The organism is Natrialba swarupiae, assembly GCF_008245225.1.
In the GTDB taxonomy this organism is placed as follows: Archaea; Halobacteriota; Halobacteria; order Halobacteriales; family Natrialbaceae; genus Natrarchaeobius; species Natrarchaeobius swarupiae.
Genome location: NZ_VTAW01000006.1, coordinates 67,513 through 90,440, shown reverse-complemented (window position 1 = coordinate 90,440; position 22,928 = coordinate 67,513). Strand labels below are relative to the sequence as shown.

The window sequence follows — 22,928 nt, the reverse complement described above, 5'->3', positions numbered from 1 at the left end:
AGTTTCGATGGGCTTCAGGCATCTTCTAGCGCATAAAGATGGTTGTCTCGGGAAGGGAGATATGCGACCCCATCCGAAATGGTAACAGTGCCTCCGATCGTTTCATCCTCGTCAGGAGTAAACGACCATCGCTGATCCCCATCATTCCTATCAAGACCATGTAGTGTTTTACCATCAACAAAATATACCATACTATCTGTTACGGCTGGCTTTTGCTGGAGTTGCAGTTCGTAGTCAACAGACCATTTCTCTTTCCCAGCAGAGGAGTCGATTGCATATACATGTCCATCTCGAGCAGCCAAATATACAGTGTCATCAGCTACAGATGGTCCAGCCGAAATTGGCCTCTCAGTTTCGAATGACCATTCTTCATCAGCAGTATCGGCATTGATAGCATATAGATTTGTGTCACCACTACCGGCATATACTGTTCCATCAAGGACAGTGGGACTACCTATTGACATATATCCCTCACTTTCGAATTCCCATCTTATTTCGTCTTGGTCAAGATCATGTGCAACGATAGAGCGCCTGCCTCCGCCAAATAAGATATTATCTTTAATAGCAGGTGCGTCTGGCGTTTGACGATACCCTTCGAATAGAACCGATGACGATCCGGATTCTCGATCGAGACCGATGAGCCTCCCTGAGTGATACGTGTAAATCTCACTGCCGTACGGAGCCGGGCTGTGTGTCGAGTTGTCGAGTTCCTCTTCCCACAACTGTTCGCCGGAACCGGCCTCGAGCGCGTGCATCTTGTCGGGGACGCCGTGACTCGAGGCGTAGACGATCCCGTCGAGTACGGTTGGTGAGGGCGATGCACGCATATTCAACTCGACAGCCCACTTGGTTTGCCCGCTTTCAGCGTCAACTGCGTACAGGTACCCGTCGCGGCATCCGGCGTATACGGTTCCGTCGACGACTGCAGGACTCGAGACGAAACTATCGCCCCCCTCGAGTCGCCATCGAACTTCCACGTCGTCTACTGGGCCGTCGTCGTCGGGCTGGTACCCGGTGTTCTGGAGGTCGGCGCCGAACATCGGCCAGTCCCCGCTCGAGTCGTCGCCGAGGTCGAGCAGTCCGTCGTCGGTAGTTTCGCTCTCGTCGTCGGTTTCGTCGTCGCTCGCACAGCCTGCGAGCATCGCAATCCCCGCTGTTCCAGTACAGACGCCGAGCCACTCCCGGCGTGAACGGGGTCGGTTATCGCCCATATTATCTACAACGACTATCCGTCGAATAAATAATATTTCGGTTGGCTATTACCGAACAGGAGGGTAGGAAAGCACGTTTACCCACACTATGACAATTCAAAGGAGATAATTGTAGGATGATGTAGGTCTCGAGTAACTACACTGGTCGAAGACCGATACCGAATCGATCGATATTCTCATTTGACTTTCGTCGAGGGTACGGTTACAACCTGGAAGATTGGGGTCGATTCGAGGAGTGCGTGCTGACGACGAATTCGAACTCGTCTGTTCGCCGTCTCGAGCGAATATCTAAGTCGAGCTACGAGTAATTGATCCGATAACTACTATTTTCTATATATGTGTATTTCTGGTATACCGTCTGTCGCCGAACGGAACGTGGTCGTCACTGATCCGGATCGACCTCGAGTCTGCGAGAGGCCTCGAAAACGGGGCCAGGTTCCGTGAAACTCTATTTCGATTCGTCGTCGCCGAACGCACCCCGCTCCTCGAGGGCGTCGAGTTCGTCCTCGTCGTAGCCGAGGTCCTCGAAGACCGCGCGGTTGTGCTCGCCGAGTCGTGGCGGTGGCGACTCGAATCCGCTCTCGGCACGACCGTAGTTGAGCGGGTGTTCGACGACCGGAATCTCACCGCGTTCGGGATCCTCGACCGTCGTCGTTGCGCCGCGGGCCTCGGTCTGTTCGTTGTACAGCGCATCCTCCACCTCGAGGACGGGGCCCGCCGGAACCCCGGCATCCTCGACGAGGATCGACATCCACTCGTCGGTCGTCCGCTCGCGGAACGTCTCCTCGAGTTCGGCCTCGAGTTCGGACATGTGTTCGACGCGATCGCCGTTGGTTTCGAAACGGTCGTCCTCGGCCAGTTCGGGCCGGTCGATGGCCTCACAAAGCTGTCGCCAAAGTTTCTGGTTCAGACAGGCGACGTTGAGATAGCCGTCTTCGGTCTCGAACGTCTGGTAGGGTGCGAGGACGGGATCTTTGGTTCCCATCCGGGACGGCGACTCGTCGGCGAACACTTTCCCAGCCTGTTTGGTGAGCCAGGGTAAGACGGCGTCGAGCATCCCGAGGTCGATGTACTCGCCTTCGCCCGTTCGTTCGCGCCGGTAGAGGGCGTTCGAGATACCGAAGGCGGCCCACATCGCCGTGATGAGGTCGGTCATTGGGAGGCCGACTTTCACCGGTCGGCCGTCGGCTTCGCCGGTGACGCTCATCACGCCGCTCATCCCCTGGATCATCAGATCGTAACCGGGCCGTTCGCGCCAGGGGCCGGTCTGTCCGAACGCCGAGATCGCACAGTAGACGATCTCGTCGTTGTGCGAGCGGATCGTCTCCTCGTCGACGTCGAGACGTTCTGCGGTTCCGGGACGGTAGTTCTGGAGGAAGACGTCCGCCTCGCTCACGAGGTCGTAGAGCGCTTCGCGTCCGGCTTCGGTCTTGAGATCGAGTTCGACGCTCTTCTTGCCGTAGTTGACCGTCCAGAAGTACGGTGATTCGCCGTCGATAAACGGCGGCCCGGAGTGGCGGTTGTCGTCTCCCGCACTCGGTCGTTCGATCTTGACGACGTTAGCGCCCTGGTTGGCGAGCATCAGCGAACAGAATCCGCCGGTGACGAACGTCGTCAGATCGACGACGTTTATGTCCTCGAGAATACGCTCGTCGGTAGTCATGTACTGACAGGGGGATTGGTCCGCCAAGAGAAAAACCTTCGGTTCGAACCGTCGTTGAGCCATTTCCGGGCCGTTCCCGCGTTGGGCGTCTCGGTCGGAAACAGCTCGAAGTCGGTGAGAACGAACTCGGCGACGGTTACTCCACGAGTACTCGAGGAGTCGACTTCGGGTCAACCGTCGTCTCGGAGGCCGACACCGGCGAACGACGGGCGACGAGCGACGGGACAGGGTTGCGTGGCGCGTCGTCCTGGAGCGGGAGTGGGTCGTCGTTATCGGAGACGTCGAAGTGGATCGTGAGCAGAGATGACGAAGTAGGCCGTCTTGATTCGATCGGATAGCCAGTTGAGAAGAACGAGAAACGTGTCTGTGACGCGGGAACGACTGTTATCCGGGTTCGTGTATCTCTTCTCGGCTTTGCTCTTCGTTCGGCCGTTCCTGATCCCGATTTCGACGACTCTCTTCGCCCTCTCGTTGTGTTTCTTGCTCGGCTCTAACCGCCTCGATCGCCGGCTCGAGTTCGTCGTAGAGGGCGTCGACGTCCTCGGGAAACACTTCGACCGGCTTCGCCTGGCTGTGGGTGTGAATGCGGACGCGATCGCGGTGACGGTAGGTTCGGTAGACGCTCCAGAGACCGAACGCGGCCAGGCCGACCCCGACGAAGGCGTTCTCCGAGATCGAGTAGAACCCAAATACAGCAAGCGAGAGGCTCATCAGGGTGAGAAACCAGTTGAACGACTCGTGGGCGACTTCGCTGACGTTGGTGTACGGAACGCTCACGAACTCGTCGGATCGCCGGACGAGAAGGCGTCGATCGGTCACTGCGATCTCGTCACCCGAACGGAGATCCCCGCGATAGTGGAGGTGTTCGCCCGTATCGAGATCGAGACCGGTTCGGCTCGGCATTACCATCACTCGACGAGCGCCGGTCATCAAACTTTCCCTGGGCCACCGAAAACGGGGATGGCGAACCGTGCGGTTAGTCCGCGCTATCGACCGGTTGCTGGTCGTCGGAAGAGCGGAGTTCCTCGAAGAAGGTGACGAACTCGTCTTCGTCCTCCGCGAGTTGCTCCCACTGTGCGAGCCCGCGTTCCTCTTTGGTTCCTTTGACCGTGTTGTCGAGGATGAACGCGACGATACCACCGATGGCCATCGTGGTCGAACCGAACACGAAGATCGTGTCGGAGATGATCTCTTGACCGAGGATCGGTCCGATGAGCGTCGCGCCCGAGGTAATCTCCTGGAACTCGGCCGCGCCGCCGACGTTCGCCATGTACTCCGGGATCGAGAGTCCGACGAAGAGTGCGAGACCGATGATGAAGACGTTACGCGAGGCGTCCAGATCGACGTACTTCAGGTTCGACAGACCGACTGCGGCGATCTGTCCGAACATGGCGATGTAAAGTGCGCCGACGATCGGTGACGGAATCGTAGTGATCGCGGCACCGAAGTAGCCGACGAATCCGACAATCAACATGACGATCGCACCGATCTGGACGACGTACCGCGAGGCGACGCCGGTGATACCGATCGCACCGATGTTCTCACCGTAGGAGGTCGATCCGTTCCCGGTTCCCATGATACCGGCGATCACGTTACCGACTCCCTCCATTCCGATACCGTGATTGATGCGTTTCTCGCTCGGCGCACCGACGCCGGCGATCCGGGCGACGGCGTAGTAATCGCCGAGACTCTCGATCATCGAGGCGACGATGCCGGCGAATATGCCGACGAAGAACGCGACGGTGAACTGCGGCATACCCCACTGGAGCGGGTAGATGACCTGGATCGCAGACGCGTCTGCGATCGCGTTGAAGTCCACGTAGCCGACCGTTTCCGGGCTGTAGACGCCGGTCACGGAGAGCACTGCGGCGAGGACCCAGGCAACGACGATTCCCAGCAGTACCGGGAACAGTTTCGCGTAGCGGCTGTACTGATTGAGGTACTGCGAGAACAGCACGATCAGGAACAGGGTCAGCCCCAGCAGCCACCAGTTCTGATCCGGTCTCGTTACGTCCTGGACGCCGATCAACGAAAGACCGATCAGAACGATCACCGGCGCGATCACGACCGGCGAGAGATAGTACTTGAGTTTCCCGAGCGCACCGATATATCCGAGCGCGATCTGTACCGCTGCAGCGGCGATGATCGCACCTTGCAACTCGAGTATCGTCACTTCCCAGCCGACGCCCTGTGCACCAAGCGCACCGATAATCGCCAGCGCCGGTGCAAGCAGCGCGAAGGTCCCCCCCTGGACGATCGGGTACCGGTTCCCGACCGTCGTCTGGAGTAGCGTCGCGACACCTGACACGACGAAGAACGTGCCGACGAGTCGTGCGGTCTCCGCGGCGGGCATCTCCATCGCACCTGCGAGGATCAGCGGAATCGCAACGGTTGCGCCGATCATCGTCAGGTAGTGTTGGACGCCCAAGAGGACCGATTCTCCCAGTGGTGGTTTGTCTTCGATTCCGTACTCGACGAACGACGCCTCTTCGCGTGAGGGCTCGCCGCCGTCCGTTCTCAGTTCGTCAGTTGTATCAGGTTTCTCTGTCATGGATTCCCTCTCTGAATGTACCGTTACCGTGGCGAGTGTTCACACCCACACCCGGTATACGAAGTAAAACCCAACGGCGCATACATAAAGATACCGACGGTCGAATCACCACACGCACCCTCAAATCGGTAATCCGATACCCCTATTTAATAGGTTGCGTTCACTCAGAACCGGGATTTCGAACGAAATGGGCGGGAGACGACATCGAACGCGGAACGAGTCGCGGGACTCGAGGAGAACCAGAGGAATAAACTATTACAGTTCGACTACGACGGTACGGCTGATGGTATCTCAGCCCGAGTATGCGGTAGCGGCCGAACTGAACGTCACGGTCGAAACCCGTGACGGCGTCGAACTGGCGACAGACGTGTATCGTCCGGCGGATCCCGACACCGGCGAACCGATCGAAGAGCCCAAACCCGCCCTGCTCGACCGGACGCCGTACGGCAAACGCGGCCGGATGGAGCGCCACGGCGAGTGGTACGCGAAACGAGGGTACGTCGTCGCGATCCAGGACTGTCGCGGGCGCTTCGACAGCGAGGGGGAGTACTACATCTTCGTCAACGAACCCGAGGACGGCTACGACACAGTCGAGTGGCTCGCAGACCAGGCCTACTGTGACGGCCAGGTCGGCACGATCGGCACCTCCTACGGTGCATGGGTCCAGTCCGCACTCGCGACCCAGGATCCACCCCACTTAGAGGCGATGTTCGTCAATCAGGGTGCCGCGAACGGTCGGAAGGCGACGTTTCGGCACAACGGGACGTTCGAACTTCGCTGGCTGTGCTGGGCGCTCACGCTCGGTGGCGGATTCGCAAAACGGGCCCTTGAGGATTCCGACATCCAACAACGGCTCGCAAACACCGACGTCAGGGCGCTTCTCGAGGACGGCCCCCTCCACCAGGGCGAGTCACCGCTTCGGCACATCCCCGACTACGAGGAGTGGGCGTTCGACATCATGACCCAGGGATCGGCCAGCGACGAACTCTGGCAGGAGCCTGGCGTCAACTTCGAGGCCTACTACCAGGAGTCGGCGGACGTCCCGACCGTCTACGCCGGCGCGTGGTACGACTCCTACACGAAGGCGACCTGTGACAACTTCGAGGCGCTGGCCGAGCGAAAGGACAGCGATCACTATCTGCTGATGGGGCCGTGGACCCACGGCTGGAACACCTACCCGCTCCCGTCGTGGAACAAATCGTACTCCGGGGAACTCGAGTTCGGCGAGGAAGCGCTCAGGGAGTACCAGGAGACGCGGCTTCGCTTTTTCGACCACTACCTCAAAGAGGAGGACACCTGGAGCGACCAGCCGACCGTCGAGTACTTCCAGATGGGGACCGGCGACGGCTCTCGGAGCCGCGACGGGCGGCTCTTCCACGGCGGCGAGTGGCGATCGGGCGAGGAGTGGCCACTTCCGGACACCGAGTTCGAGAGCTACTACGTCCACGCCGACGGGCGTCTCTCGACGGAGAAACCGACCGTCGACGACGCGTCGACGACCTACACGTTCGATCCGCGCGATCCCGTTCCGACGGTCGGCGGCAACTGCTCGTCGTACATCACCTACGAGCAACGCGAGGAGAACATCCTCGAGTACCCACTCTCCGAACGCAAGATGGTGGATCTCACCGGCCGCGGCGGCTTCGACCAGCGAACTCGGCCCGACACGCTCGGCGCCGAGGCGCCGTACGGACCGCTCGAGGAGCGCGACGACGTGCTCGTCTACCGGAGCGAACCTCTCGAGGAGGACCTCGAGATCGCCGGGCCAATCCGCGTTCGCGTCTACGGATCGACCGACGGCCCCGATACGGACTTCACGGCGAAACTGATCGACGAACACCCGCCAAGCGAGGAGTTCCCGAACGGCGCGGCGATCAACCTCTGTGATTCGATCTGTCGCGGCCGCTACCGGGGCTACCGCGACGAACCCGATCTCCTCGAGCCCGGCGAGGTCTACGAGTTCGAGATGGAGCCGTATCCGACGGCGAACGTGTTCAAGGAGGGCCACCGCATCCGCCTCGACATCTCCTCGTCGAACTATCCGCGCTACGACGTCAACCACAACACCGGCGGACCGCTGTACGGCGACCGCGAGTATCGCACTGCGACGAACACCGTCCACCACGACGCCGAGTTCGCGACGCACGTCGAGTTGCCCATTCAGCCCCGTTAACTCCCGGAATATCCCGCTCAGCTCCCGATATCTCCCTGTTCCTCCGTCTCGAGTTCGAACGCGGCGAGCGTCGCTTCCATCTCCGCGGCCATGTCGTCTACCGTCTCGGAGACGTCGACGACGCGCTCGATCGTGTCGATCTGCCGGTCGATGCTCGTCGAGACCGACGCCATCTGCGTTTCGATCTCGTCACTGCGCTCCGAGAGGTCGCGAACGATCTCCTCGACGGTCTCGGTGGTCGCCGCCTGTTCGCTCGCCGCCTGGGAAATCGTTCGGATCTCCTCGTCAGTTTTCCCGACTGCCGTCTCGATCTCCTCGATGTGGTCGACGACCCCGTCGACGGCATCGGCACCGGTTTCGACCGTTCGATTGCTTCGCTCGATCGCGGTCATCGTCTCCTCGATCCCGGATCGGAGATCCTCGAGGTCGTCGGCGATCTCGGCAACGGACGCTTTGGACTCGTCGGCCAGTCCCTTGATCTCGTCGGCGACGACGCCGAAGCCGTCGCCGGATTCGTCGGCGTGGGCGGCCTGAATGTTGGCGTTCAACGCGAGTAAGTTGGTCTGGTCAGCGATATCTGCGATCAGGTCGGCCATCTCGCCGATCGCGTCCATCCGCGCTTCGAGCCCGCGAACGTGTTCGACGTTCGACTCGGAGGCAGCCATCGCCTCACGGATCCGCTCGAGGGCGGTTTCAGCGTCCTCGACGCCTTCCTCCGTTCGGTTACTCGCCGTCGCGGCGTGTTCTTCGATGCGGGTCGCGTTCCGAGAAATTTGTTCGACGGCGGTCGCGAGGGTGGCGACGTCCTCTTTGGCGACGGTCGCCTGTTCAGCCTGTTCGCTCGCCATCTCGTCGACGGCGTCGCTGGCGTCGTCGATCTCGGCGGTCGCGGTCGTCGTCTCCTCGCCCGCGTCGACGAGATCGTCGCTGATCTCGGCCAACCGTTCGGCGGTGTGTCGTGTATCGACCAGCGCGTCGTTGACGTCTTCGATTGCCCCGCTCAGATCCGCGGCCATCCGCGAGAAGCGGTCGTATGCCTCTCGGATCTCCTCGTGGTCGGCGTCGGGTTCGGGGATCTCGGGTTCGACGGTAAAATCGCCCCGACTGAGTCGGTCGGTCCACCGCTCGAAGGCTGCAATCACCTCGTTCTGGTACGCTCGGTACTCCTCTAAGGTATCCTGTCGATCGAGTGCCGCCACGCGCTCGGAGACGTCCCGATTGATCTCGATCGCGCCGGCGAGTTCACCCGCCGCGTCGAACAGCGGGAAAAACGTGCGGCTGACGTGGACGGTCTCGTCGTCGACCTCGACGACGCCCTCGAGGTTCTGAATCGCCTCGCCGGTGTCGAGTACCTCGCGCATGACGGAGTTGTCGGCTTCGTCGTACTCGAACAGGTTCGTCCCGATCAGTTCGCCGGGAACGCGACCGAACAGGTCGCGACACTCCCGGTTCGAGTGTGTGAAGTTGCCCTCGGCGTCGACGACGAAAATGGGGTCAGTGGAGCCCCGCAGGTAGCTGACGATGATCGACTCGGCCGTCGCGTGCCCGAACGGAGAGCCCTCGGCTGGCCGTTCGACGTCGCCGCCGGGATCCACCAGCCCGTTACCGACGGTATCCCAGTCGGAGACGTCGACCGTGGTGGCACCGTCCGCACTCCTCTCCTGAGATGGGGTCTCGGGGGTACCGCTTTCGGCGGATATCGAATCAGTGTCGGACCCGCTTTCCTCCGGCGGATCCGTACTCCCGAACGCGGACGACATCCAATAGCGCATACGTATCACGATCTGTAAAACACCTTAAATCTGTTCGCCGGTGATTATCCAAACAGTTCGTTGGATCTCGCTCGCACAGGCCCGGATGGCCGCTCGAGAACCGCTCGTACGACCGAACGGCGTACGCCAGTCCGATGGTCTGTCCCCGTCGTCGCCGCCTGGCGGGGCGTCCCGATCCGAGACAACACTTATGATATTTCTGTTCGATGGTATCGTATGACACTGTCACTCGAGCGAGAGCGGTTCGTCGAAACGATGCGCGAGCAAGCCGAGATCGGCGCGACCGAAGGCGGTGGACTCCACCGCCTCGCGCTCTCCGACGAAGACAAGGAGATACGAGACTGGTTCCGAGCGCAACTGGACGCCCTCGGTCTCGAGGTTCGGATCGACGAGTTCGGAAACATGTTCGGCCGGCGTGAGGGGATCGACCCCGATGCGGATCCCGTCCTCGTCGGGTCGCACCTGGATTCCCAACCCTACGGCGGCATCTACGACGGCGCACTCGGCATGATCGCCCCACTCGAATTGCTCCGCACCCTGGAGGAGGAGGGCCTCGAGACCCGCCACCCGATCGAGATCGTCAACTGGACGAACGAGGAGGGATCGCGCTTCCAGCCCGCGATGCAGGGAAGCGGCGTCTGGATCGACGAACTCGACCTCGAGACGGAGTACGAGACGACCGACGAGAACGGCGTCACGGTCCGCGAGGAACTCGAGCGGATCGGCTATCTGGGCGAGGAACCAGCCGAACCCGGCGAGTACGAAGCCTACTTCGAGTTACACATCGAGCAGGGGCCGTACCTCGAACTCGAGGGGGCAGACGTCGGCGTCGTCACGGGCGTCGTCGGCTTCTACTGGGGTGCGACGACCTTTTTCGGCGAGGCCGACCACTCGGGACCGACGCCGATGCACTACCGATCTGACGCGCTGGTCGCCGCGGCGGACGTGATCACCGGCGTCCGCCGGATTCCCGGCTCGCTGGGGGATCGAACGGTCGGAACCGTCGGCTACGTCGACGTCGAGCCGAACTCGATCAACATCGTCCCCGACGAGGTGACGATCACCTGGGGCTTTCGCGATCCCTCCGACGAGATCGTCGACGAAGCGAAAGCCCGGGCGCTCGCGGAGGTCGAAACCGCCGCCGAGCGCGAGGGCGTCGGCTACGAGTCCGAGAAACGCATGCGATCAGAGAGCGTCGACTTCGCCGATCGGTGTATCGAGGCCGTCCAGACGAGTGCGGACGACCTCGGCTACGACAGCATGCAACTGTACAGCGGGGCGGGCCACGACGCCGCCCACATGAGCAAGGTGATGGACACGAGCATGGTGTTCGCGGTCAGCGAAGAGGGCAAGAGCCACTCCGAGGAGGAGTACACCAGCTGGGACGACTGTTATGCGGCGGCGAACACGCTCGCGAACGCGGTGGTTCGGGTGGCCGGACTCGAGGAGTGACGCCGACTCGATAGCCGGACTCGAGGAGCGAGCGAGTCGTGACGACGATCCGTCTCAGAACGCCCAGTCGGTCGACTCGCGCTCGACGAACTGGCCGTGGCCGTTCTCGGCGACGATCTCGCCGTCGTCGGCGACGAGTTCACCGCGAACGAACGTCTGTGTGACGCGGCCGGTCACTTCGCGACCCTCGTAGATCGAGAAGTCGGCGACCGAAGCGTTGTCCTCGGCGGTGATCGTGTACGTTTCGTCCGGATCGAAGATCACGATGTCGGCGTCGGTTCCCGGATCGAGCGTCCCCTTCCCCGGCAGGCCGAAGATCCGCGCGGGGTTGTACGAGAGCGCGCGGACCAGGAACGGATAGGAGAAGCCACGCCGGTTGACCGCCTCGTCGTGGAAGACTGGCAGGTTCGTCTGGAGTGCGTTCGCGCCGAACTTGCTGTCCCACCAGTTGTCGACTTGCTTGCTCTCTTTCGTGTAGCCACAGTGGTCCGTCGAGACCACGTCGAGCGTCCCGGCCTCGAGGTGTTCGAACATCGCCTCGATGTCGTCGGGTTTCCGGATCGGCGGCGCGATCATCGGCAGATTTCCGAGTTCCTCGAAGATCGAGTCGTCGAGGGTCGTGTAGTGGGTACAGGTCTCCGCCCGGAGCATCTCCGGACCGTACTCCTCGCGGTAGTCCGCGAGCACTTCGGCGGACTGGCGACAGGACGTGTGGATGCCGTAGTACCGACAGCCGGCTTCCATCGCCATCCGCGCGGCGGCGTCGGCCGCGATCGCCTCGGCGTAATCCGGCCGCGATTTCGGATACCACTCCGGATCGCCCTTCCCCTCCGCCTGGAAGCGCTCCGTCCGTTCGTCACAGATCGTCGCGTCCTCTGTGTGTAACACCGCGAACGCGTCCAGATCCGCGAGCGCGTCGAAGACACGATCCATGAAACCGTTCTCGAGGCCGAACTCGTAGGCGGTAAAGAGCTTGATCGACGGCACGCCCGCGTCGACGACCGCCTCGAGTTCCTCGAAGACGGCCGGATCCTGGCGGGTGATCGCACCGTGGAGGCCGTAGTCGACGACGGCGTCCTCGGCTTTCGCCCGCTTTCGTTCGATTCCCTCGAGTATCGTTCCCGGCTCCTCCCAGTCGGTCATCTCGCCGACCCAGGCCTGCCAGGCGAAGTCGATGTAGGTCGTCGTCCCGCCCAGCGCCGCCGCTTTCGTGGCCGTCTCGTACGTGTCGAACGAGAACATGTCGTCGATGTGAACGTGTGGATCGATCACGCCCGGCATCACGAGCGACCCCGTCGCGTCGATCGTCCGCGCTGGCTCGGGCATCGACTCGCTGTCGCCGACGGCGACGATCCGTTCGCCGTCGATCGCGACGTCCGCTTCGATCGTGTCCGTCGGTGTGACGACCGTTCCGCCCTGAATGAGTGTCTCTACCATACTCCGACAACGTATCAGACGCCGATAAAAGTTCGTACCCGTTTCGGAGCCGAGAGGCCTCGACGGATCGATGGACGAGCGGACACGGGTGAGGACGTCCACGCGCGGATCGATAGACAACATCGGTGGGTCGAGTCGACGGAACCGATCACGGTCGTGCCACGTCGGACCAAACCTTGATTAGTGCGAGTACCAACAGACAGACCACGATGGGCACTGACGGCACGGATTTCGGCGGACTGACTGAACGAGCAATCGTATCTGCGATCGTCGAGCGAGTCGACGAGACCGACGGAACCGGAACGGGAGGCGGTCGGCCGAGGGCTCCGAGCGGCCGAGCGACTCGAGTCGGGGCCGCCGTGGGGGTAGCGTCGTGAGCGAACTCCCGTCCGTCTACGGCGGCGAGATCCTCCACGTCGACCTCGAGTCCGGCGAGAGTGAACGCGAAGAGATCGATCCCGAGCAGGCGAGAGCGCTGCTCGGTGGGAACGGCTTCGCCGCGGCGCAGGTACGCGAGCACGTACCGACCGACGCGGGACCGTTCGATCCGGAGAACGTCGTCGTCTTCGCGGTCGGGCCGATGAACGCGACGCCGTTTCAGAGCACGAGTCGGGGCGTCGTCGGTTTCGTCAGCCCGATGACGAACGGCTTCTTCGACAGCACGTTCGGGGGGACGTTCCCCCGCGCACAGAAGACGACTGGGTTCGAAGCGATCGTCCTCCACGGCGAAGCGCCCGAGCTCTCCACCGTGGTCGTCGACGAGCACGGAGCGACGGTCGCGGCGGCCGACGGTCTGGCGGGGGTCGATACCTACGAGACGTGCGAGGCAGTCCGCGAGCGCGAAGAGGGCGACGACGAAGACGACGTTCACGTGATCGCGGCCGGCCCCGCCGGCGAGAACCTGGTGCGTTACGCGTGTCTGGTCCACCGCGGTCGCGACCGGGAGGGGGTTGCCGGCCGCGGCGGCAGCGGAGCCGTCCTCGGTTCGAAGAACGTCAAGGCCGTCGCGATCCGGGAAGGCTCGTTCGAACCCAACGTCGCGGACGAATCGGCGTTTCGCGAACTCACGGCGAGCCGAATGGGCCCGCTGATGGAAGAAACCCAGATGCTCACCGACTACGGTACGAGCGGTCTCGTCAACCCGATCAACGAGATGGGGAAACTCGGGATGCGAAACAACCAGTACGAACAGGCCGACGACGAGTTCGCGGAGGCGGTAAGCGGCGAGACCCTGGAGGCCGAGTACGTCAGCGAGGACACGACCTGCGCCAACTGTGCGGTCCGCTGTGGAAAACACGTCACCGTCCAATCCGAGGGGATCACGGAGGCGAAGATTCCGGAGTTCGAGAGCCTCTTTGCCACCGCGACGATGCAGGAAGTCGACGACATCAAGCGCGTGATGAAGGCGAACGATCTCTGTGACCGCCTCGGAATGGACACCATTAGCTGGGGCGTCACCGTCGCCTTCGCCCGCGAGTGCGCCGAGAACGGACTCCTCGAGTCCGACTCCCCGCACCTCGAGTTCGGCGACGCCGACGGACTGGTCGAACTCGCCCGCCGGACAGCGGCCCGCGAGGGAGTCGGCGACCAACTCGCCGAGGGCTCGTTTCGGATCGCGGAGGCACTCGAGGACGGATCAGAGCGGTACCTTCACGGCGCGAAGGGTCTCGAGTTCGCGGCTCACTCGCCGCGCGGGCTCAAAGGGATGAGCATCGGCTACGCGACGTCGACTCGCGGCGGCTCCCACCACGACACGCGGCCGACACTCCAGTACAGCGGGGAACACGACGAGACGACGGACGGGACCGCAGCATTCGCGGCCCGCTCCCAGCATTTCACCGCGCTGGGGGACTCGCTGACCCAGTGTCGGTTCGTCAGCGAGGGCGGCTGGGGCAAACGGATCGACGAGCGCTACCGGGACGCCCTCGAGGCCGCGACCGGCTGGGAACTCACCACCGAGGACGTCGAGGAGATCGGCGAGCGAATCTACACCCTCGAGCGAACGATCAACGTCGAACGCGGTATCGCGAGCCGCGAGACGGACACGCTTCCCCACCGTGTCATGCACGAACCGATCCCCGACGGGCCGGCCGCCGGCATGCACTGTCCGCCCGAGGAACTCGAGGCGATGATAGAGGAGTACTACGCGTTCCGGGGTTGGGACGAGGACGGAACGCCGACGACCGAGACGCTCGAGCGCCTCGACCTCGACGAACTCGCGGGCTGACGGTCCCAGGCTCGCTCGAGACGGGGGATCGTCACCGTCCGATCGCCCCCATCCACAGGAGCCAGATCGCACCGACGGTTACCCCCATCGCGGCGAAGCCCGCGGCGTAGCTCGCCGTCGCAGCGAGCAGCCAGCCGACGAGCCACGGATACGCGAGCGCGCCCCCGTTACCGACCAGCAACATACCCGAGAGTGTCACGCCCGGATCGTCCGCGAGTTCGGAGAACGCGAGACTAAACAGCGGACCGAAGGGGATGCCGAACCCGAAGCCGGTCAAGACGAGTCCGGCGGCGATTCCGCCGGCCGAGTCGGCGGCGATCGCCCACGCGAGCCCGACGAGGACGACCGCGAGTCCGAGCAACGTCCCCGCGACGGTCGCTCGTTCACCGTAGGCACGCGACAGCCAGCCGCCGAGGCCGCGCCCGAAGACCGTCGCCAGCGCAAACCCGACCAGCACTGCGGTTCCCGGAAGCGGCGAGCCGGTGAGCACCTCGGCGTACCACGTCGATGCGACCATCAGAAAGCCGAACGTCGCCATGTTGCCGAGTCCAAGCGCGAGCCCGCTGGCCGAGGTGAACGGCTCGAGATACGACCGAAGCGTCGTCCCCCCGGTTCCGGTGGTAGGGGAGAGTCGTACCGTCAATACGCCGCCGACGACCGCGATTGTCGCTGCGACGGCTGCGGGGGCACCCGGGCCCACAGCGGGAACGGCGACCGGGCCGGCTGCCAGTCCGAGGGCCAGTCCGAGGGTAAACAACGCGCCGAGCATTCCCTGTGCGGTGGCGGTGTCCGCGCCGCTGGTCCGTAATCCGACGTACTTCATACCGGCGACGAACGCCGTTCCCTGCCCGAGTCCGAGCACGAGCCGAGAGGCGTACGTGGCCTCGAGCGTGACGACCGCGCCGAGTGCGATGCCGGCGCCGGCGACGAGCAATCCGACGGCGGCAACGCGCTCGACAGACGCACGCCGGGTCAGCCGGTCGGCCGGAACGACGGCGACGAACTGACCCAGCAGGAACAGCGTCATGCCAAAGCCGGCCGCGTCCGGCGAGACGCCGCGGGCGATAAGCACCGAGACGTACGCGCCGTAGCCGCCGACGGCGAGTCCAAGACCGAACAATCCGGCACCGATCGCGCCGATCGCGACCCACGGCAGCGGTCGACCCTCGCTCGCGGTCGCCGTCGACATATCCATCGTCACGTTGATGCAATCATTTGGATAAATACGTTGCGGAGCCGTGTTGCCTCCCAGAACGTGTGAACGTTCAAATAGTTTCCGGAAGCTATATGAGAGTTCTGTTTCGAGACGTAGTCGTGTCATGAGTGTTGATACCCAGCCACACGAAGATGGTAAAGCGGAGTTGATCGAGTACGACATCGACGACGAACCGCCGCTACAGGAGGCGATCCCACTCGGCATTCAACATCTGCTGGCGATGTTCCTCTCGACGGTCGCGTTGCCGCTCGTGATCGCCGGCGCGATCGGCCTCAGCCCGGGCGAAACGGCGTTTATCGTCCAGATGGCGCTGCTGGTCGCCGGTCTCGCGACGATCGTACAGGTGTACTCGATCGGGCCGATCGGGGCGCGACTTCCGATCGTGATGGGGACGAGCGCGATCTTCGTCGCACCGCTGATCGATATCGGGAACGCGTTCGGCCTGGCGGCGATCTTCGGTGCAGTGATCGTCGCCGCACCCGTCGAGATCGTCATCGGCTACTTCTACGACGATCTCCGGCGATTCTTCCCGCCGCTCGTCACCGGGGTCGTCGTCATGCTCGTCGGGCTGACGCTGATCCCGACCGCGATCGACTACTCGGCCGGCGGACCCGGCGCCGAAACGTACGGCAACCTCGAGAACCTCGCCCTCGCGGGACTGGTGTTCGCGGCGGCGATCGGCTTCAACCAGTACTTCGACGGGTTGCTCTCGATCTCGAGCGTGTTGATCGCGGTCGTGATCGGCTACATCGTGGCGATCCCGCTCGGACTGCTCGATCTCTCCGGCGTCGCCGAGGCCGGCTGGGTGGCCGTTCCGATGCCCCTCGAGTTCGGCGTCGAGTTCCACCCGAGTGCGATCCTGATCGCCGCGTTCGCGTACGTCGTCACGTCGATGGAGACGATCGGCGACGTCGAGGGAACGACCGGAACCGTTGGACGGCAAGCGACAAACGACGAGATGCGCGGCGCGCTGTACGCCGATGGCTTCATGAGCATGTTCGCCGGGCTGTTCAACGCGTTTCCGAACACCTCCTTCTCGCAGAACGTCGGACTGATCGGCTTTACCGGCGTCGCGAGCAAACTCGTGGTGGGTATCTGTGGCGTTTTTCTCGTGGTACTCGGACTCATCCCGAAAGTCGCCGAGGTCGTCGCGGCGATGCCCAATCCCGTCCTCGGCGGGGCGGCCGTCGTCTTGTTCGGGATGATCTTCTCGATCGGGCTCCGGATCGTCGCCAATCGGGTCGATCTGAACCGTCGGAACCTGACGATCGTCGCCGTCTCGGTCGTCCTCGGCGTCGGCGTCGAAGTTCGGCCGGATGCGATCGTTCAGTTCCCCGAGGACGTCCAGGTGTTGCTCGGCTCCGGGCTACTCGTCGGCGGGGTCACTGCGCTCGTGTTGAACGCGATCCTTCCGGGTGACGGCCGTACCCGACAGGGGCCGACGCAGGTCGAGGAGACGGAACGATCGGGTTGAGATCGCCGACTCGAGGAGGACCGATCGCCCGAGGCGGTTACGGCTCGAGGACGGCCATCCCGTGGCTCTCACCGTTTCGAATCCGGTCGTGAACGTCGGGGACGTCCTCGAGACCCACGCTGTCGGTGACGATGGGATCGATCCGACCGTCGGCGAGCAGTCGGGCGGCGCGGACGACCTCCTCTTTCGTGGCGTGTCGTGAGCCGACGATCGACGCTTCCTTGACGACGAACTCCTTCAGCGGCGGCGCGAACGACCGCTCGTGGTGCGTGGTCAGCGTGACGATCTGGCCGCCCATCGCGAGCGCGTTCCAGGCGTCCTCGAGCGTTGCCGTGTCGCCGACCGTGTCGACGACGACCGTCGGCCCGTCGCCGCCCGTCGCCTCGCGGAGGCGATCCGCGACGTCCTCGCCACGGGCGTCGATCGGCTGGACGGCGTCGCTCGTCACCGCATCGACGTGCTCGAGGCGGTCGTCGTCGATTTCGGCGGCCAGCACGCGGGCACCCCTGAGCGCCGCCAGCTGCGAGAGGTGAATCCCGATGCGGCCGGCCGCGCCGATCACCAACACGGTGTCGGCGTCGGAGACGTCGGTTCTACGACAGACGTGGAGTGGCGTCGCGAGGCCGTCGGTGGCGATCGCTCCCTCGCGGAAGCTCGCGCCGTCGGGGAGTGGGAGGGCGTTCGAGGCCGGAATCACCGCCTGATCGGCGTACGCGCCGTCACAGTTGACCCCGTACCAGCCGCCGAAGTTGGTACACTGGTTGGTGTCTCCGCGCCGGCAGGCGTCACAGTTGCCACAGGTGAGATAGAAGTACGCCAGCACGCGATCGCCCGGACTCACGCCGTCGACGCCGTCACCCACCGCGTCGACGACGCCGGCGAACTCGTGGCCGGGGATTCGCGGCGTGAGGTCGGGGTCGTCGGCGAGTCCGCCGCGGATCGCGTTCTCGATCGTTCGGGTGACGCCGCAGGCCCGCACGTCGACGCGGACCTCGCCGGGGCCCGGCTCCGGTTCCGGCACCGAGTCGATCGAGAGCGATCCGTTCCACTCCTCGAGCACACACGCGTTCATCATTGTCATATGTTCACGCACACCCACTCGAGGGACGTTAAACCATCGGCTTCCCCGTCCGGTCGAAATTCGACTGCTCCGGGGCTCGTTTCCGACGTTTCGGAAGTCGGCAAAACGCTAAGTTACTGGAGTGTTAACAGGTAGCTATGCCAGACAACATCCTGGTACCAGTCGACGGCTCGGAGCAATCCGAGGAGGCCTTCGAGTACGCCATCGAGACGTTTCCGGACGCGACGATCACGGCGTTTCACGCAGTCGAAGCCGGACAGGGGGATCTCGGAACGTTCTCCGGCATGACGGGCGACATTCCGGACGACGAACCCGGACTCGAACACTCCGAGGAGATCCTCGAAGACGCACGGCAGCGAGGCGAGGAGACAGGGACAGTGGTCGAAACCAAACGCGGCCGAGGTCGCCCCGACCGGCTGATCGTCAAACTGGCCGACGAAGGCGAGTACGACATGGTCGTCATCGGCAGTCACGGCCGCGACGGCGTCTCGCGAGTGTTGCTCGGAAGCGTCGCGGAGAAAGTCGTCCGCCGATCGCCGGTTCCGGCTCTCGTCGTTCGGTAGCTTCGGACCACACGGATCGGTCCACTGCCGACAGCGAGACTCAGTTGACACCGGCTGGAACGTAACTCGAGAACGTCACCGAGCACTATCGCTAGTGGCGTCCTAAGCACTAGCAGCCCAGCCCGACCGTCGACTCGACCTCGGTCTCGGCCACGACCACCCCCTCGTGGACCACCCAGCGGGGCGGACCGCCACGCCTGAGCGCCTCGTGGCGACTCCCGACGTCACTCGAGAAGACGTTGAACGTCGCCGGATTCCCGGGTTCGATCCCGTGTTCTACTCCGAGAATCGACGCCGCGTTCTCGGTCACGAACGCCCACGCGAGCCGACGCTCTGCCGCGGTCGTGAGCTGTGCCGCGTGGGCGGTCAGCAACGCCGTCTCGAGCATGCTCGCCCGGCCGTAGGGGTAAAAGCCGTCGAGCAGACAGTCCTGTCCCGCGGCGACCGTGACGCCCGCCTCGACCAGTTCGTCGACCCGCGTGATCCCGCGGCGTTTCGGGTGGGCGTCGTGGCGGCCCTGCAAGACGAGGTTCGTCGGCGGGTTCGTGATCACCGACAGGCCGGCCTCGGCGACGAGGTCGATCACCCGCGCCGCGTGGGGATCGTCGTAGGCGGCCAGCGCGCAGGTGTGGCCCGCCGTCACCGACCGGTCGAACCCCCGATCGATCACCTCGGCCGCGAGGTACTCGAGTGATCGCGCCGCGGGGTCGTCGGTCTCGTCGACGTGCATATCGACGCCGACGTCGTAGCACCCGGCGAGGTCGAGACAGACGTCGACGTGTGCGCGCCGGTCGGCGTCGGTTCGCTCGTTGTCCGGCATGCCGCCGATCAGGTCGGCCCCCGACGCGAGCGCGCGCTCGAGTAAGTCGGCGGTCCCCTCGTCCTGTTCGATCCCTTCCTGGGGGAAGGCGACGATCTCGACGTCGGCGACGTCGGCGCAGGCCTCGCGGGCGGCGACGACGCCCTCGAGCGGCGTCAGACCGCCGATCGTGTCCACGTCGACGTGGGTCCGGATTCGCGTACAGCCGTTGCGGACGTGGGCCTCGATCGCCCGGATCGCGCGGTCGCGGACGTCTTCTCGCGTGTAGTCGGCTTTCCGCTCGTGGATGCTCGCGATGGCTTCCGCGAGCGTTCCCGACTCGTTGGGTGGGAGATCCGGCGCGACGTAGGCCTTGTCGAGGTGGACGTGCGGATCGACGAACCCGCCGGCGACCAGGCCGCCGTCGGCGTCGATCGTCGTCAGTTCGTCGCCGTTCACGTCGGGGACGCCGTCCGCGCCGGCGTCGTCGCTCTCGGTTGTGATCGATTCGATTCGGCCGTCGGAGACGACGACAGTCGTCGGCTCCCGTCGATCCGGTACCGTCGCGTTCCGGACGACGAGGTCTGACTCGAGGGTCATAGCTCCACCTCGTCGACCGGACTAAAAAACGTTAATCCGCGAGACCTGGTGCGTGAACGCGACGCAGGTTATTGCTTGAACGCGACGCAACGACAGACGCTCGACTCGCCGCCACGGAACCGCCACGGGAACGTGCCGATCTGGACGCGTTCGTTCAGCAGTTCCTCCGGCACCTGGGCGTTCTCGACGTGGATGATCCCCTCCGGGAAGAGTTCGGTGTGCATCAGCTGGTAGCCCTCCGGCGGGAAGATCTCGTCTAAGTCGTCGACGCCGAGGTGGTCTGTTGCTTCCTCGGCGAGCTCCGGTCGAATGTCTCGGATGACCGTGTTCATCGGGTGATCTGCACTCCCACAGTCGAGGATGAGATAGTTGATCTCCATCTCTTTACACCACTCCGCGAACTCGGCGTTCGGACCCGGGTGTTTACAGAAGAACCGATGTGGATCCGCGTTCTCCGTGTGCCAGGCGTACTCCTGGTAGCCGGTGTGGACGAACAGGATGTCTCCTTTCTGGACGTCACAGACGTCCTCGATCATCTCGCTCGTGTAGACGTCGTAGTCGCCGACCTTGTCGGAGATGTCCGCGACGACTGCGTCGCCGACGAGTTCGTCGAGACCGACGGATTCGATGTCCCGGCCGTGTGCGACGAAGTGTTTCTCGCCGTCGAGGTGGGTCCCCGTGTGGTTCATGAACTCGATCTTCTGTCCATTTACCTTCTCGGTGTCGAGACTCTTCTCGTACCACACTTTCGGGTTGTCGTAGGTAGGCCACGCCGGCGTATCCTGCGACCACGGCTGTGTCAGGTCGTACATCTCGTAGCCATCGAGCATAGCGGAAGATGTGTGGCTGTCCACTTAAAGATGCAGTAACCGACCGGGTTCTTCCGGTTCGATCCCGCCGGCTCGTCTCGCGCTGGGACGGTGCACCAACACTTATTAGTCCGCTACGGTAATCAACACGGTGTCCGTGTGATAGTCACATGAACACCCGCACCACACCCCAGTATCGACGCAGTATCTTCCCACCCGTCGACGGCCAATCGAGGTCGACGGCCGTCCGGCGACGAGCCGACACCTCGAGCCGTCACGGTGAGCTATGAAACCGGCACCGTTTACTCACCACCGACCGGAGACCGTCGAGGACGTCCTCGAGTTGCTCGCCGAGTTAGAGGATGCCGAACTCCTCGCGGGCAACCAGTCGCTGGGGATCGTGATGGCAAACCGGCTCGCGACGCCGGACCACCTCGTCGATCTGAACGGCGTCGACGAACTCGCCTCCATCGACGAGCGAGACGACGAGATCCGGATCGGCGCGATGACGAGTCACCGAACGCTCGAGCGTTCGGATCGACTCGCCGAACTCGTTCCGATGCTCCCCGAGGCCGCCGAGCAGATCGCCGGCCCCTCGGTTCGCAACCAGGGGACGATCGGCGGGAGCATCGGCGAAGCCGATCCGGCGGGCAACTATCCCGCGGCACTGGTCGCCCTCGAGGGATCGCTCCACCTGCGCTCGCTCGAGGAAACCCGAACCGTTCCCGCCGACGAGTACTTCATCGCGTACATGTTTACGGACCTTCGCGAGGAGGAACTGATCGAATCGGTCTCGGTGCCGACCGACCCGTTCCCGCCCGAGCGATCCGGGATGGCGTTTCTCGAACTCAAACGGGCCGCCCAGACCTGGCCGACCGTCAGCGCCGCGAGCGCGATCCGCGTCGACGACCCGTCCGCCGCCGAGCCGGTCGTCGAGGACGCCCGAATCGCGCTGGCGAACGCCGCCGACGTCCCCCTCCGCGTCGAGGACGCCGAAGCCGTCCTCGAGGGCGAACCGCTCGGCGAGAGCGGCCTCGAGGAGGTCGGCGAACTGGTGACCGACGCCGTCCATCCCGAAGGGGAGATGCACGCAGACCGAGAGTACAAGGAGGAAGTGGCCGGCGAGTACGCGGTACGCTCGCTCGAAACGTCGTACGAACGCGCGATCGATAGCTAATCGAGACCGAATATCACACACTCACCCTATGTTAGAATTTACCGGCGAAAACGAGATGGAACAGTCGAAAGATGAACTCTGGCCGTACTTTACGGACACCGACGTGCTCGCGGAGTGTGCGCCGGGCTGTAAGGAGATGACGCTCAAATCCCCCCACGAGATCGAGGCGGTACTCGCCGTCGGCGTCGGGAGCGTCAAACCCGAGTTCGACGTCGACGTCGTCGTCACCCGGGCCGACCGGCCGGACGCCCTCGAGATGACGGCGGTGGGCCACGCCCCACGAAACGAGTTCGAGACGACCGCTGAGATGGAACTGCTGGAAACCGACGACGGCGGAACGACCGTCTCCTGGTCTGCGACCGCAGACGTTTCGGGAACGATCGCGAGCCTCGGCGGCCGTGCGCTGAAAAGCGTCACGAACCGCCTGGTCAAGAAGTTCTTTGCGGATATGCAACAGAAAGCCGACGAGGGCGTCGACGCCGAGAGCCAACTCGAGGCCGCCCCCGAAGACGCCGACGACATCTCCCTCGAGTCCGACGACTGATTGCGACTCGGTCTGCGAACACCCATTTGCTGTGGCCGGCGATACTCGATTACCGGCGAGCGTCGAGACTCGAGTGCGATCGACGGCGCACCGACTGGCGACACCCGAATCCAACCAACAGGGAGCGCCGAGACTCGCATCCGGCTGCGATGGTCGAACCCCCCGGTCAGCGGCAACTC

General features: G+C 63.6%; 17 protein-coding genes. 7 read left to right on the top strand and 10 right to left on the bottom strand.

The annotated features are described in order from the left end of the window. Positions 1-14 precede the first annotated feature (14 nt). The 4 genes from FYC77_RS06825 to FYC77_RS06810 all read right to left on the bottom strand — a co-directional run bounded on the left by FYC77_RS06825 (position 15) and on the right by FYC77_RS06810 (position 5,425). Positions 15-1,211: an outer membrane protein assembly factor BamB family protein gene (locus tag FYC77_RS06825; protein WP_149080755.1), complete on the bottom strand. Its 1,197-nt coding sequence runs from the start codon at positions 1,209-1,211 to the stop codon at positions 15-17. Between the two features lie 448 nt (positions 1,212-1,659). Beyond that, the gene (locus tag FYC77_RS06820; protein WP_149080754.1) at positions 1,660-2,874 is read right to left on the bottom strand and encodes a CaiB/BaiF CoA transferase family protein; all 1,215 of its coding nucleotides are present in this window, start codon (positions 2,872-2,874) and stop codon (positions 1,660-1,662) included. A 384-nt stretch (positions 2,875-3,258) separates the two neighbouring features. Further along, positions 3,259-3,777 carry a hypothetical protein gene (locus FYC77_RS06815; RefSeq protein WP_238386815.1) on the bottom strand — a complete coding sequence of 173 codons (519 nt, stop codon included), beginning with the start codon at positions 3,775-3,777 and terminating at the stop codon, positions 3,259-3,261. 73 nt (positions 3,778-3,850) lie between these two features. Next, on the bottom strand, positions 3,851-5,425 hold the full coding sequence (locus tag FYC77_RS06810; RefSeq protein ID WP_149080753.1) for a uracil-xanthine permease family protein: 1,575 nt from the start codon (positions 5,423-5,425) through the stop codon (positions 3,851-3,853). Between the two features lie 283 nt (positions 5,426-5,708). On the opposite strand from FYC77_RS06810, the gene FYC77_RS06805 reads away from it, so the two are divergent. Then, on the top strand, positions 5,709-7,598 hold the full coding sequence (locus FYC77_RS06805; RefSeq protein WP_149080752.1) for a CocE/NonD family hydrolase: 1,890 nt from the start codon (positions 5,709-5,711) through the stop codon (positions 7,596-7,598). 17 nt (positions 7,599-7,615) lie between these two features. Here the strand turns inward: FYC77_RS06805 and FYC77_RS06800 are convergent, their stop codons facing one another. Beyond that, positions 7,616-9,370, bottom strand: a complete 1,755-nt coding sequence (locus tag FYC77_RS06800) for a methyl-accepting chemotaxis protein (RefSeq protein ID WP_238386813.1) — start codon at positions 9,368-9,370, stop codon at positions 7,616-7,618. A 216-nt stretch (positions 9,371-9,586) separates the two neighbouring features. On the opposite strand from FYC77_RS06800, the gene FYC77_RS06795 reads away from it, so the two are divergent. After that, positions 9,587-10,822, top strand: a complete 1,236-nt coding sequence (locus tag FYC77_RS06795) for a M20 family metallo-hydrolase (protein WP_149080751.1) — start codon at positions 9,587-9,589, stop codon at positions 10,820-10,822. A gap of 54 nt (positions 10,823-10,876) precedes the next feature. On the opposite strand, the gene FYC77_RS06790 is transcribed toward FYC77_RS06795, so the two are convergent. Next, a complete protein-coding gene (locus tag FYC77_RS06790) occupies positions 10,877-12,259 on the bottom strand; it encodes a dihydroorotase (protein WP_149080750.1) in 1,383 nt (460 codons plus the stop codon). Between the two features lie 373 nt (positions 12,260-12,632). On the opposite strand from FYC77_RS06790, the gene FYC77_RS06785 reads away from it, so the two are divergent. Then, the gene (locus FYC77_RS06785) at positions 12,633-14,486 is read left to right on the top strand and encodes an aldehyde ferredoxin oxidoreductase family protein (RefSeq protein WP_149080749.1); all 1,854 of its coding nucleotides are present in this window, start codon (positions 12,633-12,635) and stop codon (positions 14,484-14,486) included. 31 nt (positions 14,487-14,517) lie between these two features. Here the strand turns inward: FYC77_RS06785 and FYC77_RS06780 are convergent, their stop codons facing one another. After that, positions 14,518-15,681 (bottom strand): MFS transporter, encoded by a 1,164-nt coding sequence (locus tag FYC77_RS06780; protein ID WP_149080748.1) that lies wholly within the window; start codon positions 15,679-15,681, stop codon positions 14,518-14,520. A gap of 124 nt (positions 15,682-15,805) precedes the next feature. Between FYC77_RS06780 and FYC77_RS06775 the strand changes: the two genes are divergently transcribed. Next, entirely contained in the window at positions 15,806-17,176 is a 1,371-nt protein-coding gene (locus FYC77_RS06775) for a uracil-xanthine permease family protein (protein ID WP_149080747.1), read from the top strand. Between the two features lie 37 nt (positions 17,177-17,213). Here FYC77_RS06775 and FYC77_RS06770 read toward each other — a convergent pair whose 3' ends face one another. After that, positions 17,214-18,257: an alcohol dehydrogenase catalytic domain-containing protein gene (locus tag FYC77_RS06770; RefSeq protein WP_149080746.1), complete on the bottom strand. Its 1,044-nt coding sequence runs from the start codon at positions 18,255-18,257 to the stop codon at positions 17,214-17,216. Between the two features lie 137 nt (positions 18,258-18,394). Between FYC77_RS06770 and FYC77_RS06765 the strand changes: the two genes are divergently transcribed. After that, entirely contained in the window at positions 18,395-18,820 is a 426-nt protein-coding gene (locus FYC77_RS06765; protein WP_149080745.1) for a universal stress protein, read from the top strand. A 109-nt stretch (positions 18,821-18,929) separates the two neighbouring features. Here the strand turns inward: FYC77_RS06765 and FYC77_RS06760 are convergent, their stop codons facing one another. After that, positions 18,930-20,219, bottom strand: coding sequence for an amidohydrolase family protein (locus FYC77_RS06760; RefSeq protein WP_149080744.1), 1,290 nt, complete (start codon positions 20,217-20,219; stop codon positions 18,930-18,932). A gap of 68 nt (positions 20,220-20,287) precedes the next feature. Further along, positions 20,288-21,049, bottom strand: coding sequence for a cyclase family protein (locus tag FYC77_RS06755; protein ID WP_149080743.1), 762 nt, complete (start codon positions 21,047-21,049; stop codon positions 20,288-20,290). Between the two features lie 265 nt (positions 21,050-21,314). Here FYC77_RS06755 and FYC77_RS06750 point away from each other — a divergent pair, with 265 nt between their 5' ends. Together FYC77_RS06750 and FYC77_RS06745 are read left to right on the top strand one after the other, a co-directional pair. After that, the gene (locus FYC77_RS06750; RefSeq protein WP_149080742.1) at positions 21,315-22,205 is read left to right on the top strand and encodes an FAD binding domain-containing protein; all 891 of its coding nucleotides are present in this window, start codon (positions 21,315-21,317) and stop codon (positions 22,203-22,205) included. 28 nt (positions 22,206-22,233) lie between these two features. Further along, a complete protein-coding gene (locus tag FYC77_RS06745) occupies positions 22,234-22,749 on the top strand; it encodes a CoxG family protein (protein ID WP_238386811.1) in 516 nt (171 codons plus the stop codon). Positions 22,750-22,928: the final 179 nt, after the last annotated feature.

Coding starts and splice junctions, on each gene's coding strand:
- FYC77_RS06795 (WP_149080751.1), top strand. CDS start 9,587: ATGACACTGTCACTCGAGCGAGAGCGGTTCGTCGAAACGATGCGCGAG.
- FYC77_RS06745 (WP_238386811.1), top strand. CDS start 22,234: ATGTTAGAATTTACCGGCGAAAACGAGATGGAACAGTCGAAAGATGAA.
- FYC77_RS06815 (WP_238386815.1), bottom strand. CDS start 3,777: ATGCCGAGCCGAACCGGTCTCGATCTCGATACGGGCGAACACCTCCAC.
- FYC77_RS06825 (WP_149080755.1), bottom strand. CDS start 1,211: ATGGGCGATAACCGACCCCGTTCACGCCGGGAGTGGCTCGGCGTCTGT.
- FYC77_RS06800 (WP_238386813.1), bottom strand. CDS start 9,370: ATGCGCTATTGGATGTCGTCCGCGTTCGGGAGTACGGATCCGCCGGAG.
- FYC77_RS06820 (WP_149080754.1), bottom strand. CDS start 2,874: ATGACTACCGACGAGCGTATTCTCGAGGACATAAACGTCGTCGATCTG.
- FYC77_RS06750 (WP_149080742.1), top strand. CDS start 21,315: ATGAAACCGGCACCGTTTACTCACCACCGACCGGAGACCGTCGAGGAC.
- FYC77_RS06755 (WP_149080743.1), bottom strand. CDS start 21,049: ATGCTCGATGGCTACGAGATGTACGACCTGACACAGCCGTGGTCGCAG.
- FYC77_RS06760 (WP_149080744.1), bottom strand. CDS start 20,219: ATGACCCTCGAGTCAGACCTCGTCGTCCGGAACGCGACGGTACCGGAT.
- FYC77_RS06780 (WP_149080748.1), bottom strand. CDS start 15,681: ATGGATATGTCGACGGCGACCGCGAGCGAGGGTCGACCGCTGCCGTGG.
- FYC77_RS06790 (WP_149080750.1), bottom strand. CDS start 12,259: ATGGTAGAGACACTCATTCAGGGCGGAACGGTCGTCACACCGACGGAC.
- FYC77_RS06805 (WP_149080752.1), top strand. CDS start 5,709: ATGGTATCTCAGCCCGAGTATGCGGTAGCGGCCGAACTGAACGTCACG.
- FYC77_RS06765 (WP_149080745.1), top strand. CDS start 18,395: ATGCCAGACAACATCCTGGTACCAGTCGACGGCTCGGAGCAATCCGAG.
- FYC77_RS06775 (WP_149080747.1), top strand. CDS start 15,806: ATGAGTGTTGATACCCAGCCACACGAAGATGGTAAAGCGGAGTTGATC.
- FYC77_RS06810 (WP_149080753.1), bottom strand. CDS start 5,425: ATGACAGAGAAACCTGATACAACTGACGAACTGAGAACGGACGGCGGC.
- FYC77_RS06770 (WP_149080746.1), bottom strand. CDS start 18,257: ATGACAATGATGAACGCGTGTGTGCTCGAGGAGTGGAACGGATCGCTC.